Here is a 12,717-nt window from a genome sequence, read left to right on the forward strand (position 1 = left end):
ATATCTTCAGCCGGAGCATCCATGCCGGGCAGGCTTTAGATCAGCTGCCCGCGGGCGCATGCATTCGTATCAATCAATCGCCGCTGCGTACGACGGCATGTCCGCCGAATTCGTTGCGCAGCGCGGCCACAACCTTGCCGTGGAACGTGTCCGTTTCGAGCGAACGGTAGCGCATGAACAGGGACATCGCGATCACCGGCGCATTCGCTCCGAGATCCAGCGCGGTCTCCACGGTCCACTTGCCCTCGCCAGAACTCTGCATAACGCCGCGAATTCCTTCCAGCTTGGGATCTTTGGAGAAAGCCTGTCCGGCCAGCTCCATCAGCCAGCCCCGGATAACCGAACCGTTCGACCAAACTTGGGCTACTTTCTCGTAATCGAAGTCGAAGCCGCTTTTATCCAGCACTTCGAAGCCTTCCGCGATCGCCTGCATCATCCCGTATTCGATTCCGTTGTGAACCATTTTGAGAAAATGGCCCGAGCCGCTTTTGCCTCCGTAGAAATACCCTTTATCGACGGCCATGTCACGGAAAATGGGTTCGATTTTCTCGAATGCATCCTTGTTTCCCCCGATCATGAAACAGCCGCCGTGCTCGGCTCCTTCCGTTCCTCCGGAAGTTCCGACGTCCATGTAATGAATCCCGTGTACGGCGAGTTTTTCGGAACGCGCCACCGATTCTTTATAGTGAGAGTTACCGCCGTCGATCAGCACGTCGCCCGCTTCAAGAAGCGGAAGAAGCGAATCAATGACGCTGTCGACGATTTTCCCTGCGGGTACCATCATCCACACCGTTCTGGGAGCGGGAAGGTTCGCTACCAGTTCCTCTAAATTTTCCGCCGGAACGGCGCCTAGCCCGGCGAGCCGCTTCCCCGGAGCGGGATCTTTATCGAATACAACCGCCTCATGTCCATGACGGAGCAAATTTTGAACGAGATTGTAACCCATCTTACCCAAACCGACCATGCCAATTCTCATGATGTCTGATTTCCCTTCTGGTATACTTGTATACAAGATATGTTTTTATCATAACTCCGTTCGCGGATTCTGTAAATACTCTTTTTGAAAGCGCTCTATTAAACGGAAAATTGTTCTTTTTTCAGAACATATTATATTGAAAATAATTCCTTATTGTTTCTTATTCCGCTTTGCGGAACACCTTGTTTGCTTCCGAATACAGCGGTTTTCTCCTTTTTAAGCGTCTTTTACGAGGCTGTTTGAGCATTTTCCAATTGTCTTCTATGGTCGTTTGCCCTATTATTCCCGCTTTCGGATAGATAATGACGGATTTTTCATAAAAATGATTGCCATTTTCAGAAAAAATATGGCAAAACTACTTCACACGGGAACAAACGTTTGATATACTAAAAACAAACATTCGTTCGCATGCTGATCGTATGCGTCCCAAGGAGGGTTTTGCTATGAGTCTGTGGAAAAATGTTCGCTTCATCGAACGCGATTTTTGGTTTCAGAAAATGTTGAATGATACGGAAGCTCTGCATTCATGGCAGATCGACGACCTGCTGGGCGAAACGAATGCCCAGTGGGATGACTTGACTTTTAAATTTTTTGATGACGGCTCCGTCACCATTATTGATAACGATACAGACACCCGTGTTTCTCCCCAAGAGCTTACAGGCGCGGCACTCGATTTTTATATCCGCAAGCGCATTGAATTCATCCGTGTGAGCCTGCAGGAGAAGATCCTGATGTACGCCTGAACCGCCCGGTTCACCTCCCTCTACAGATCAAAAGGGAACCCCGGCCGCAGAGGTTCCCTTTTTTCTTCTCGTATTCTAATCCTATTCCACTTGAACGATTATGAATGATTCCTCTTTTAACAGGATCTTTCCGGCATTCATTCTACCCGCTTAAGAACGGCTTTTTATTTTTGATTGGACGGATGACATATACAGGTCGTCAAATGATCGTTGACAAGTCCAGATGCCTGCATATACGCATAGCAGATCGTCGAGCCCACGAAAGTGAACCCGTCTTTTTTTAACGCTTTGCTCATCGCATCCGATTGAGGTGTGCTTGCAGGTACTTCTTGCAGCGAACTCCAATGATTCTGTACGGGCTGTCCATCCACAAAACTCCAGATATAGTCTGCAAAGCTGCCGGTTTTCTCCCTGATCTTCAGAAACGCCTGCGCATTGCGGACAAACGCATTGACTTTCAGCCGGTTGCGGATGATTCCCGGGTCCTGAAGCAGCTCAGCTAGCTTGTCCTCGCCGTAGCCCGCAATTTTCTCCGCGTCAAATCCGTCGTAAACGTTCCGGTAATGCTCCCTCTTCTTAAGCACCGTGTACCAGCTTAAACCCGCCTGTGCGCCTTCGAGACACAGCATTTCAAACAACTTGCGGTCGTCCCTCTCCGGAACTCCCCATTCGTGATCGTGATAATTCACGTAGAGCGGATCCTGATTGACCCAGCCGCAACGTATAAGCTCCATTTGTATGTACCTCCGTTTTCTGCATGATCTGTCATCCGAAAGCCTGCGGCTGCAGCCTATAGAAGGCGCACGTGTTGCCGTACACTTGCGCAGCCGCTTCTTCTACCGAGACCGACTTAATCCCGGCAATATGTCGTACAACGTCAGCCACCATCAGCGGATGTGTCATTCTGCCGTCGTACGCACCTTCGAACGGCCATGGACCGTCCGTTTCGGCCATCATCAGCCCCAGCGGATATCGGGCCGCCAACCGCCTGATTTCCTCTTCGTAGGAGATATCCGGGGTTATAGATATATAATACCCCAAACCGATCATACGTTCGACTGTTTTTTCAGAACCTTTAAACCAGTGAAAATGAGCGTGTTCTATTTTGTACCGTTCCAGCAGGTCAAGCACGAGGTCCGCGTCTTCATAAACGGCGTGCAGAACGACAGGCTTGTTGTGTTTAGCGGCAAAAGCAATAAAGCGCTCCAGCAAATCAATGTAAGGTTGTAAATAAAAGGCTTGCCCGGCCTGCTCAACTTCCGTGCGATTGTAATAAGGCAGACCGACTTCCCCTACAGCCGCGGCTTCGTGAACGTTATGCTCCATCCAGGCCAGCAGTTCCGCAAGCTCATCCTCCGACGGTAGCGGCTGCTCGGGATGAAATCCGTAAGCGGGCCGGACTATGTGGGGATACCGGCGGTAAAGCTCCCGGGTTCTGCGGCATGAAGAGAGGTTCATGGACACGGCTAGCAGCATAGAGACGGGAATACCGTCCGCAATATCCTGGAAAATCAAGGATCGTTCCTGCTCTCCATACTGTTCCAGATGGATGTGAGCATCGATATAGCGAAGTTTTTCCGGGTCGTGCGACTTACGGTCACCGGCGGCTCCAGGCTCGTCCCCCTTCTTATCACTCATCGGTTCTTTCAGCGATTCACTCATCGTTTCCTTCATTTCTCTCAGCCTCCGTTTCCGATTACCCTGTGATTTGCGTACGGATATACAAGACAGCCCGCAGGCAGAGGAGCTGAATGTTTCAGCTCCCGCTTCCTACGGACTTCATCAGATTGATCAGTTCTCTTTTCATCGAGATAAACGCCGGATCTTCCGTAATCGTCAGCGCACGCGGACGCTCGAAAGGAACGATGACCTCTCTCTCGATCCTGCTCGGCTTATCCGATAGCAGATAGATGCGGTCCGAAAGCAGCAGGGCCTCTTCCAGACTATGCGTAATGAAGAGTACGGAGCGCTTATTCTGTTCCCATATTTTAAGCAGCCAGTGCTGCATTTCTTCACGCGTCAAGGCGTCCAACGCACCGAACGGCTCGTCCAGGCACATCAGCTCCTGAGGACTGAGCAGAGCCCGCAGAAACGAGACGCGCTGCTGCATTCCCCCGGACAAGACGTGCGGATGCTCCTTCTCATAGCCTTGCAGACCCACTTTAGCCAGCCATTCCCTGGCCAGCTCCAGCGATTCCGCTTTCGGCAGGCCTGCCGTTTCCCTAGCCAGGATCACGTTCTCTTCCACAGTCCTCCAAGGAAACAAAGACGCCTGCTGGGGCATATAGCTGACGAGCCCCTTCCTGCCGGTCACGTCGCTGCCCTCCATAACAATCTGTCCTGACGAAGGACGGATCAATCCGCCTATAAGATGAAACAGCGTCGTTTTCCCGCTGCCAGAAGGACCGATCAGGGAGACGAACTCCCCTTCGTTTACATGAAGGTTAATCCCGTTAAGAATTTTCGTATCGCTTCCCCCTGTGGAGAACGACTTGGAAATCTCTATTAATTCCAGCTTTTTCATCGCTTCACTCCTCCTAATGTTTATCGGGTTTCCAGCGTACGGTCCATTTTTCCAGCAGCAAGATGGCTCCGAACAGCAGAAGACTCAGAACGACAATAAGGAAGATGGCTACGAACACGCGGTCCGTACGGAAGGAAGATTTGGCAAGCAGCATAAAAACGCCGATTCCTTTGTCGGAACCGAGCCACTCGGCGATAACCCCGCCCATAACGCTGTAGGTGGCGGAAATTTTCAGCCCCGAAAAGACGGACGGCAGCGCGTAGGGAAGCTCCAGCTTCCAGAACAGTTGGCTGCGCCGTGCTCCGATCATTTCCAGATAGCGGTGCATGCCCGGATCAGGGTTTGACAGCCCCCCGAGTGCCGCTACCGTTACCGGGAAGAAACACACAAGCGTAATGACAATAAGCTTCGGCAGCAGCCCGAAGCCGAACCAGATCATCAAGAGCGGCGCCAGCGCGATCGTCGGAACGTTCTGGGACAGAACTAGCAGCGGATAGAAGGCCGCTTTCATTCCGGGAATCACATGAAGCAAGCAGGCGATGAGCAGCCCGAGCGCCGAGCCGATGGCAAAGCCAAGCAGCGTAATGGAGACCGTAAAGCTTATGTGCTTGCCCAGCAGGGGCGCCTGCCGGATGCCTTCCTCCACGATCTGCAGGGGCGCCGGAAGCCTCCAGGCCGGCGTGCCAGCCCAAGTGACGCCAAGCTGCCATAAAAGCAGCAGAAAGATGGCCGTCAGTAAAGGCGGCCATCCTTTCTTCCATAAGGAACGGATCATGAACGGTATTTCTCCGTCAGCTTGTCCATCGATGCGCCCTCGGGATTGAAATAGATCTTCACTTGCGAGATCACATTCGGGCTGCCGAACTCGATCATCGCTTCGTTCATTTTACGGATCACGTCCAGCAGTTCGTTCAAATCGCCTTCCATCGTCGTTTCCAACGGATGAACTTCATGCTTGACGCCGGATTGCTGAATCACTTCGATTGCGCGGTCCACATAAGGGATCACGTCTTCCCCGTTTTTCGTTTTCGGGATAATCTGAATACTGACGAGTGCATTAGCCATAAGAAAATCCTCCTTGCCGTACTTGGCAGAACGGCATCATGTATGAACGTATGGGGCAAACCGGATGAACATTTTCTCCGTTTCGGGCATCACTTGCCGGCAGGAGGCAGAAACTCGTTCGTAAATGCCTTATCGGCTTCCAGGCTTTTCTCCAGAAGCTTGTGATCAAGCATCCATTTCGCGTAGTTTTCCCACACTTCTTTTTTCTGTTCGCCCCAACGCGGAGCGTCGTCCTTGTATTTCGGGCTCAGCCATTTCTGGCTGGCCAGCACGAGGTTTTTGTCCAGCTCCGGTACCGCTTCGGACAGTACGCCGGCCGCCTCTTCGGGTTTGTCGATCGCGAACTGATACCCTTGCGAAGCCGCCTCCAGGAACGATTTGACGAGTTCAGGCTTTTCTTTGATCACTTTCTCGCTGGTGGCGAGGACCGGTGTATAGTAATCGAGCTGTTTCGAATAGTCGGTAAGATAAACCATATTCAACGGTTCTTTGCGAAGCTCGGATTCAATGCCTGTCCAGCCGTAATAAATCCAGGCGAAATCAATATCGCGCTTCACGGCCGTAAAGAAATCCGCGTCGCCCATGTTGACGATTTTCACCTTCGAAGGATCGGCCTTATCGGTCTGCATCAGCGAGTCGATCATCGCATTCTCGGCCGGAGAACCCCACCCGCCGTATGTTTTGCCTTCGAAATCTTTAGGCTTCTTGATATTTTTAGCGGCCGGAGAGGCGAATCCCGACGTATTGTGCTGAATAATCGCCGCAATGGAAACGATCGGCACGCTTTGCGTACGGGCCTGCGTAATTCCTTCCTGGTAGCTTACGCCGAAGTCTGCGGCACCCGAAGCGACCATGGCGTCCGCGCCTCCCGCTCCCGGCTGGATGATGTCTACATTTAACCCTTTTTCCGCAAAATAGCCTTTGGCTTTGGCGACGTAGAGGCCGGTATGGTTCGTGTTGGGCGACCAGTCCAGAACGACTTTGATATCCGTTTTCTGAACTGCAGCAGGTGTCTGCGCCGCTTCCGGCGACGATTGCGCCCCTTCATTTCCCCCTGATTTGCCGCATCCGGCAAGCGCAACGGCAAAAGCCGCGGCAAGCGCTGTTGTACGTATGACCCGTTTCATCGTCTTCTCTCCTTCTTTATCCGCAGACAAGCCAAAAAGCGCCCCCTGATCGGGAGCGCACATAAAGTCGATAGTATCCGTACGGTTTCCTACGCTGGCATTATCCAGATCAGGTGTAAGGGTCAGTATCTTTATGGGATACAATCTCAGCCGGCCGATTCCAGCACCCCTGCGTCTTATTCGGTTGTCGTGCATTTCTGGGTCTATTATAGCATACGGTCCCGGTTTGTCCAGGTAAATGGCAGGGCTCGTCCGCTAAGACAGCCACTCCCGCAATTTTTCTTTCGCTTCCGAGGCATCTTTGTAGCCCAGATCGTGCAGCGCTTCGAGTCTGGACTTATCCTTCTCCATCCGCCCTACCTTGAACGGGGTCGACGGACGGATCACGATGACTTTGCCCTCTCCTTCCAGCCGCTCGATTTCATCCAGCGTCCGGTTGTAAACCAGGCTGCGCTCCACCATTGCGCGGACAAGCCCCGGATAGGACGGATAAAACCGCCGAGCCAGCCACTGCTGCTTGAACGGTTTCTTCCGGTAACCCTTCGGGCGGGTGAGTACCACGATATTGCGTTCGTTCCCGTCTTTCATTGACTGATGAATCGGAATGGGCGCCGTGATGCCGCCGTCAAACAGCGTTCTCTCCTGATACTGCACGGGCTGGGAGACGAACGGCAGCGAACTCGAAGCCCGGATAAGCGAAAGCGACATTTCGGGCGCTTCGTTTTTCCGGAAAAAGACCGCTTCTCCGCTCAGGGCATCCGTCGTTCCGATTACCAGTTCATGACTTGCTCCGTAAAAGGTTTGAAAATCGAAAGGAACCAAGTTATTCGGGATCTCGTCGAAGATAAAATCCATCCCGAAGATGCTCTTTTCCCGGATCAGATTGCGGTAACTGATATATCTGCGGTCGGTAACGAACCCGATCGTGACTTTCTTATTGCGCCCCGGCTGCCGGGAAAGATAAGATGCCGCATTACATGCGCCGGCAGAAACGCCGATTACGTAAGGAACGTACCAGTCCTTCTCCATTAAATACTCGAGGACCCCCGCGGTATAAACACCACGCATTCCTCCACCCTCAAGCACCAAACCAAGTGAAGCCATTTCCGCCCCTCCCTTTATATCTCTCGTTCCAATATGATTAGCATACTACAATTTTACCGCTAAACAAAACAGCGCGCATCGTGATTTTACCGGGATTTTCTTGCTTTTGGAGGTTGTCCCGTGCTTTCCCTATCGAATCCGCTTCTGAACGCAAAATAAAAACCCGCTTTCATACGGGCTTTCGGTTATTAAAGCTAAAAAAAGAAACGCTGCCCTTATCGGAAACAGCGCCGGAACAAGACAGGATTGTTTAACAAACGGACGAACCCTCTTCAGGTTTTACGATTCGTTTTTATTGATTTCGTTTAAGTTCGGCGGATACTGCGATGCTTTGCGTGAATTTAAGGTCACTGCTTCCGATTTCAACCGGCTTTTGTTTTGCTTGTCGTCTATTTTGGTCGATTTGTTGAACGGCATTCTCTCATTCACCTCCGCTGTCGTTATCTTCCGTAGGGTGCCCAAATCTCGCCACTCCATAACGGATTGTTCCGCGATTCCGGATTACCTTTTGAATTGTCAGAATATTATGTCGAATTTTCGGAACGTTTATCGAGTTTTGCGCTTACCCAGGAAATATAGTTCCGCTCGGGGAAATAACCGAATGAATCAATCTGCCCGCAAATGTACATCGTATAGAAAAAGGAGGTTGTTACGCATGGTAGAAAGTCAACAGCACCAGCAGTTTATCCGGCATGCCGTCGAGGCGGCGGACGCGGCCATTTTGGCGGCGCAGGAAGCGGAACACGAACTTCAGGGGGCCATTACACAGGCCGATCCGAATGCGATCCAGCGGGCACAGGCCAAATTAGGCTCGGCCAAACGTCAGGTAGCCGAAGCGGCCGCCCAAATCCGTTCGTTCGACGGGGACCGGTACGGTCAGCAGCTCCAACAGACGATCGAACAGCTGCAGCAAGCCAAGCAGGATTTGGATGTAAGCGAAGATCATTACCATACGCCGAAGCAGGTCCGGTGAATTACGCTCCGAAAGGAGCTTTTTCTTTTTGAAAAAATTCTACATTATGATAAACTATTCAGGGTATATAAAGCGCCGGCCTTATCTTAAAGGGCGCTGAACAGGGAGGGCCTTCATAATTTATGTTAGTCATTGGGATAGCCGGGGGAACCGGTTCGGGGAAATCAACGGTCGCCCGTTCGATCATAGACGAGCTCGGAACGAAAAACGTTACACTCATTTGCCAGGATAATTACTACGCGGACCGCAGCGAGCTGTCCATGGATGAACGCGCCAAAATCAATTACGATCATCCGAACGCGTTTGAAAATGAACTTCTGCTGAAGCATCTCGGCGAGCTTCGGAAAGGCCGTGAGATTCAGGTCCCGATATATGATTTTACACAGCATGCCCGTTCCTCGGAAACACTGCACATTCAAGGCACACCGATCATTGTGATCGAAGGCATCCACGTCCTGACGGACGAGCATCTGCGCAAAGCGCTCGACATCAAAGTGTTTGTCGACACGGACCCGGACGTCCGAATTCTGCGCCGCATCATGCGGGATACGAACGAACGTGGCCGCTCTCTGGAATCGGTTGTCGATCAATACATCACGACGGTAAAACCGATGCATGATGCCTTTATCGAGCCATCCAAAAAGTATGCGGACATCATCATTCCCGAAGGCGGAGAAAACGAGATCGGCATACGCCTGCTCACCACCTTAACGGAAAGCTATATGGATACCCTGCTGACGGATCTTAACTAACGCCAAAAGCAGCGGCTTCAACCGCGAAAACGCAAAAAAGACCTGGATACAGCTACGGCCGCATTCAGGTCTTTGTCTTTTTAAGTTGGAAAAGGATCTCAGCCTCGTAAGCCGGCGTCTGCTGTAACCAGGCTTATCCGGCCGGCAGGCTGCAAGTCGGGCGGACAGCCGCGCGGATAGATAAACACCGCGAGCCGTCGCCGCAAACCGGCCGGTCATCACCGGGAAAGTTTTACGCTTGCCCTGCTCCGGCGCCGGTCCCTCCTCTTTTGCGGTTCCGAACCGCAAGCCCGGTAAGAACGAACAAGACATACACCGAGCCAAGCAGGAAGAATAGACTGCTGAGGGAGATATACTGGATGCCCAGTCCCCCCAGATTAGGCCCGACAACGCTGCCGATGCTGAACAGAATCGAGCCGATCACGTTGGCTGACGGGAGAAGCTCCCGCGGGAGCAGGTCGGCCGCGTACGCGAGTCCCAGCGAGAAGAAGGACCCGATCATGCCTCCCGCCGTCAGCAGGAGAATGCCGATTCCCCACACGGAGCTTCCGGCGAACGGCACGGCCAGGAAAGCGGCTGCTCCCATTGCGGCAGCCGCCAGAAGCACGGGCTTGCGGCCGATTTTGTCGCTCAGCATGCCAAGCGGCAGCTGCAGAATCAGTCCGCCGAAACCGACCAGCGGAAGCAGCATAGATACCGACGTATCGGTGAGACCGAGCCGGAGGCCGTACAGCGGGAAGCTGCTGTTCAGCACCGCTTCGGTGTAGCCGTACAGGAAGGTCGGAATAAGCGCGAACCAGGCGATTTGGGCCGCTGTGCCGTACCGCTTCTGGGCGGGCGACTCCTTCCCATCCGACTGGACCTTCTGATCGGGAAGCCTTTGCAGCAGCAAAATAACGACCGTGTAAAACAAGGCCACCGTCAAAAACGGCGCGTAGGAACCGAGCGCGAGCAGATTGATACCCGCCGGGCCGATACTGAAACCGACTCCGTAGGCCATGCCGTAATAGGAAATATAGCGGCCCCGTCGTTCCGGGGGAGCCGAGGTCAGAATCCAAAGCTGCGTCGTGTAATGCAGGATGGAATTTCCGAATCCGATAATGAACCGCAAAATAAACCAGAACGTAAGATTCCCCCATACGGGAATCAGCAAAATAGCCACCGTCTCCATGGCAATTCCGAGAATTAAAATTTTCTTGTAACCGAGCGCGAGCAGAATCCGTTCGACTACGAACATGGACGCGAAGCTGCCGATATACATGGCGGCGGCATTAAACCCGTTAACCCCCGACGACACGCCTGTTTGCTCCAGCAGGATAGTCAGCAGCGGAAGCAGAAGTCCTTGACTTAAACCGGAAATGATGACAACCAGCAGCAGAAGTACCAGGCGGCGTGTCGGACTCATCGTCTTTATCGACGATACGTTCATGATGATAAACCTCCCAGCCTATTGAAAAACACCTCGACTATTGTACCACCGGCTGGAACGCTTGTGAATTGACCTCCGGTTAATTTTTTTTAGACTTCAACGCTTTCTCCCTTTTCCCCGATAAAGTCCAGACGCTCCCCGTAAGCCAGCAGTTTGCCCGGCAGCGGCACGCCGAACCGTTTCCAGACGAGAAGACGGACCTTGCGGATCCATTCGTCGAAGCCTTTGTAACCCGCAAACTCCGCTGCATAACGATCGTTCATCATGACAAAATAAGGACTGGCGAATTTCTCGGTCAGAAACCGGAGCGACGTGTCGACGGGCGTATATTTCTTACGCTTGCCCTCCCACGTGTCCACCGTGTATCTCTCGGCCGGCATGTCCCGGAGCAGCTCTTCCAGCAGCTTCACTCTTTTGTGATAAGGCGAGGCGCTGGGGATTCCCAATCTTTTCAAACTCTCTTCATGCTGGGGATAAAAGACGACCTTCCTGAACTTGCGCTGATCCGCAATCGCTTTGATCAGACTTATTTCGTCCTCCGACCAGTCTTCAAACGTTTCAAAAATGAGCAGCGTTCCGCGCTGAGCGGGCGGCTCTTCTTCGTATCCAAAAGGCACCATCGTATTGCCTCTCGCCATTTGCGAACGCCTCCTTGTGGCCGTTTTCTTTAGCCTTGCATGGTTGCTTTCATTTTACCCGAAACGATCCCGATGAACACCCTGTAATCTCAGGCGCACGGCAGATTTCGCGAAATAATTGACCACTAGAAGAATGTATGTTCCATATTTAACACTATTTTTGGAGCCGTCTTCTACACATCCCCGAAATGTACTATAATGGGAAGAAGCATGTCCTCAGTACCCCGTACTGACATTTTTTACATAGAAGGAGTTCCTGCCCATGAGAGATCCAAGAATGGTTACGTTTGCACGAAACATTATCCGCTATTCGGTTGAACTTCAGCCGGGCGAAAATATTTTAATCGAACTGATCGGCGTTAAAGATCCGGAGCTCGCGAAGTGCTTTATCGAAGAAGTGTACGCGGTCGGCGGCAATCCGATCGTCGAACTCCGCGATCCCGCGATCAACCGCAGTATGATGCTCGGCGCTACGCGCGAAACGCTGGAGAAAAAAGCCGAAATCGAATTGAGCCGCATGAAAGAAATGCAGGCTTACGTGGCCGTGCGCGCCGGCGACAACGTGACGGAAACCGCCGACGTTCCGGAAGACCGCCTGAAGCTGTACATGAGCGTGTACTCCAGACCGGTGACCAACCAGCGTGTCAACCATACGAAATGGTGCGTCATGCGCTACCCGAACGGCTCCATGGCCCAACTGGCCAACACGAGCACCGAAGCGTTCGAAGACTTCTACTTCCAGGTGTGCAACCTCGATTACAGCAAAATGGAAACGGCGATGGAGCCTCTCGTCCAGCTCATGAACCGTACCGACAAGGTGCGCCTCGTTTCTCCGGGTACCGATCTTTCGTTCTCCATCAAAGACATTCCGGCGATCAAATGCTGCGGCAAACGCAACATTCCAGACGGCGAAGTGTACACCGCTCCTGTGCTCAACACCGTAAACGGTATCATTTCGTACAACACGCCGACTGTTTACTCCGGAACTTCTTTCGAGAATGTCGTCCTGAAATTCGAAAACGGAAAAATCGTTGAAGCGACGAGCAACAACTCCGCCCGCATGAACGAAATTCTGGATACGGATGAAGGCGCACGTTATATCGGTGAATTTGCGATCGGCGTCAACCCGTACATTCTGCACCCGATGAAAGATACCCTGTTCGATGAAAAAATCGACGGTTCCATTCATTTCACGCCGGGACAAGCTTACGAAATCGCCGACAACGGCAACCGCTCTTCCGTTCACTGGGATATCGTACTTATCCAGCGTCCCGAATACGGCGGCGGCGAGATCTGGTTCGACGACGTGCTTATCCGCAAAGACGGACGTTTCGTTATTCCCGAGCTGGAGTGCCTGAACCCCGAAAACCTGAAATAAGCAGCGCC

The 12,717-nt window shown here is 52.4% G+C and carries 15 protein-coding genes and 1 riboswitch; of the genes, 4 read left to right on the forward strand and 11 right to left on the reverse strand.

Going from position 1 to position 12,717, the window contains the following annotated elements:
- Positions 1-73: 73 nt before the first annotated feature.
- Positions 74-976, reverse strand: coding sequence for a phosphogluconate dehydrogenase (NAD(+)-dependent, decarboxylating) (gene gnd / locus KVT34_RS13605; RefSeq protein ID WP_217559231.1), 903 nt, complete (start codon positions 974-976; stop codon positions 74-76).
- Between the two features lie 443 nt (positions 977-1,419).
- Here gnd and KVT34_RS13610 point away from each other — a divergent pair, with 443 nt between their 5' ends.
- Positions 1,420-1,719 (forward strand): hypothetical protein, encoded by a 300-nt coding sequence (locus KVT34_RS13610; protein ID WP_217559233.1) that lies wholly within the window; start codon positions 1,420-1,422, stop codon positions 1,717-1,719.
- 164 nt (positions 1,720-1,883) lie between these two features.
- On the opposite strand, the gene KVT34_RS13615 is transcribed toward KVT34_RS13610, so the two are convergent.
- From KVT34_RS13615 to KVT34_RS13650, 8 genes are all read right to left on the reverse strand, one after another.
- A complete protein-coding gene (locus tag KVT34_RS13615) occupies positions 1,884-2,453 on the reverse strand; it encodes a DNA-3-methyladenine glycosylase I (protein WP_217559235.1) in 570 nt (189 codons plus the stop codon).
- Positions 2,454-2,484: 31 nt separating this feature from the next.
- The gene (locus tag KVT34_RS13620) at positions 2,485-3,393 is read right to left on the reverse strand and encodes a TatD family hydrolase (protein WP_217559236.1); all 909 of its coding nucleotides are present in this window, start codon (positions 3,391-3,393) and stop codon (positions 2,485-2,487) included.
- A gap of 82 nt (positions 3,394-3,475) precedes the next feature.
- On the reverse strand, positions 3,476-4,243 hold the full coding sequence (locus tag KVT34_RS13625; RefSeq protein ID WP_217559237.1) for an ABC transporter ATP-binding protein: 768 nt from the start codon (positions 4,241-4,243) through the stop codon (positions 3,476-3,478).
- Positions 4,244-4,256: 13 nt separating this feature from the next.
- Positions 4,257-5,018 (reverse strand): ABC transporter permease, encoded by a 762-nt coding sequence (locus KVT34_RS13630; RefSeq protein WP_217559238.1) that lies wholly within the window; start codon positions 5,016-5,018, stop codon positions 4,257-4,259.
- Positions 5,015-5,308: an MTH1187 family thiamine-binding protein gene (locus KVT34_RS13635; RefSeq protein ID WP_217559239.1), complete on the reverse strand. Its 294-nt coding sequence runs from the start codon at positions 5,306-5,308 to the stop codon at positions 5,015-5,017. The genes KVT34_RS13630 and KVT34_RS13635 overlap by 4 nt, the downstream gene beginning before the upstream one ends.
- 89 nt (positions 5,309-5,397) lie before the next feature.
- The gene (locus tag KVT34_RS13640) at positions 5,398-6,435 is read right to left on the reverse strand and encodes an ABC transporter substrate-binding protein (RefSeq protein WP_042227480.1); all 1,038 of its coding nucleotides are present in this window, start codon (positions 6,433-6,435) and stop codon (positions 5,398-5,400) included.
- 68 nt (positions 6,436-6,503) lie between these two features.
- Positions 6,504-6,616: riboswitch (TPP riboswitch) on the reverse strand.
- A gap of 74 nt (positions 6,617-6,690) precedes the next feature.
- Positions 6,691-7,539, reverse strand: coding sequence for a patatin-like phospholipase family protein (locus tag KVT34_RS13645; protein WP_217559240.1), 849 nt, complete (start codon positions 7,537-7,539; stop codon positions 6,691-6,693).
- Between the two features lie 279 nt (positions 7,540-7,818).
- Positions 7,819-7,956: a hypothetical protein gene (locus KVT34_RS13650; protein ID WP_217559241.1), complete on the reverse strand. Its 138-nt coding sequence runs from the start codon at positions 7,954-7,956 to the stop codon at positions 7,819-7,821.
- A 238-nt stretch (positions 7,957-8,194) separates the two neighbouring features.
- Here KVT34_RS13650 and KVT34_RS13655 point away from each other — a divergent pair, with 238 nt between their 5' ends.
- Both KVT34_RS13655 and udk read left to right on the forward strand, forming a co-directional pair.
- On the forward strand, positions 8,195-8,512 hold the full coding sequence (locus KVT34_RS13655) for a hypothetical protein (RefSeq protein WP_217559242.1): 318 nt from the start codon (positions 8,195-8,197) through the stop codon (positions 8,510-8,512).
- Between the two features lie 122 nt (positions 8,513-8,634).
- On the forward strand, positions 8,635-9,264 hold the full coding sequence (udk, locus tag KVT34_RS13660) for a uridine kinase (protein WP_009672846.1): 630 nt from the start codon (positions 8,635-8,637) through the stop codon (positions 9,262-9,264).
- A gap of 232 nt (positions 9,265-9,496) precedes the next feature.
- Here the strand turns inward: udk and KVT34_RS13665 are convergent, their stop codons facing one another.
- Positions 9,497-10,693 (reverse strand): MFS transporter, encoded by a 1,197-nt coding sequence (locus tag KVT34_RS13665; protein WP_217559244.1) that lies wholly within the window; start codon positions 10,691-10,693, stop codon positions 9,497-9,499.
- Between the two features lie 89 nt (positions 10,694-10,782).
- Complete coding sequence (locus KVT34_RS13670; protein ID WP_217559245.1) at positions 10,783-11,331, reverse strand: hypothetical protein; 549 nt, start codon at positions 11,329-11,331, stop codon at positions 10,783-10,785.
- 262 nt (positions 11,332-11,593) lie between these two features.
- On the opposite strand from KVT34_RS13670, the gene KVT34_RS13675 reads away from it, so the two are divergent.
- Positions 11,594-12,709, forward strand: coding sequence for an aminopeptidase (locus tag KVT34_RS13675; RefSeq protein ID WP_217559246.1), 1,116 nt, complete (start codon positions 11,594-11,596; stop codon positions 12,707-12,709).
- The last annotated feature ends 8 nt before the right edge of the window (positions 12,710-12,717 follow it).

The sequence above is a fragment of the Paenibacillus sp. GbtcB18 genome (genome assembly GCF_019091125.1).
Classification (GTDB): Bacteria; Bacillota; Bacilli; order Paenibacillales; family NBRC-103111; genus Paenibacillus_F; species Paenibacillus_F chitinolyticus.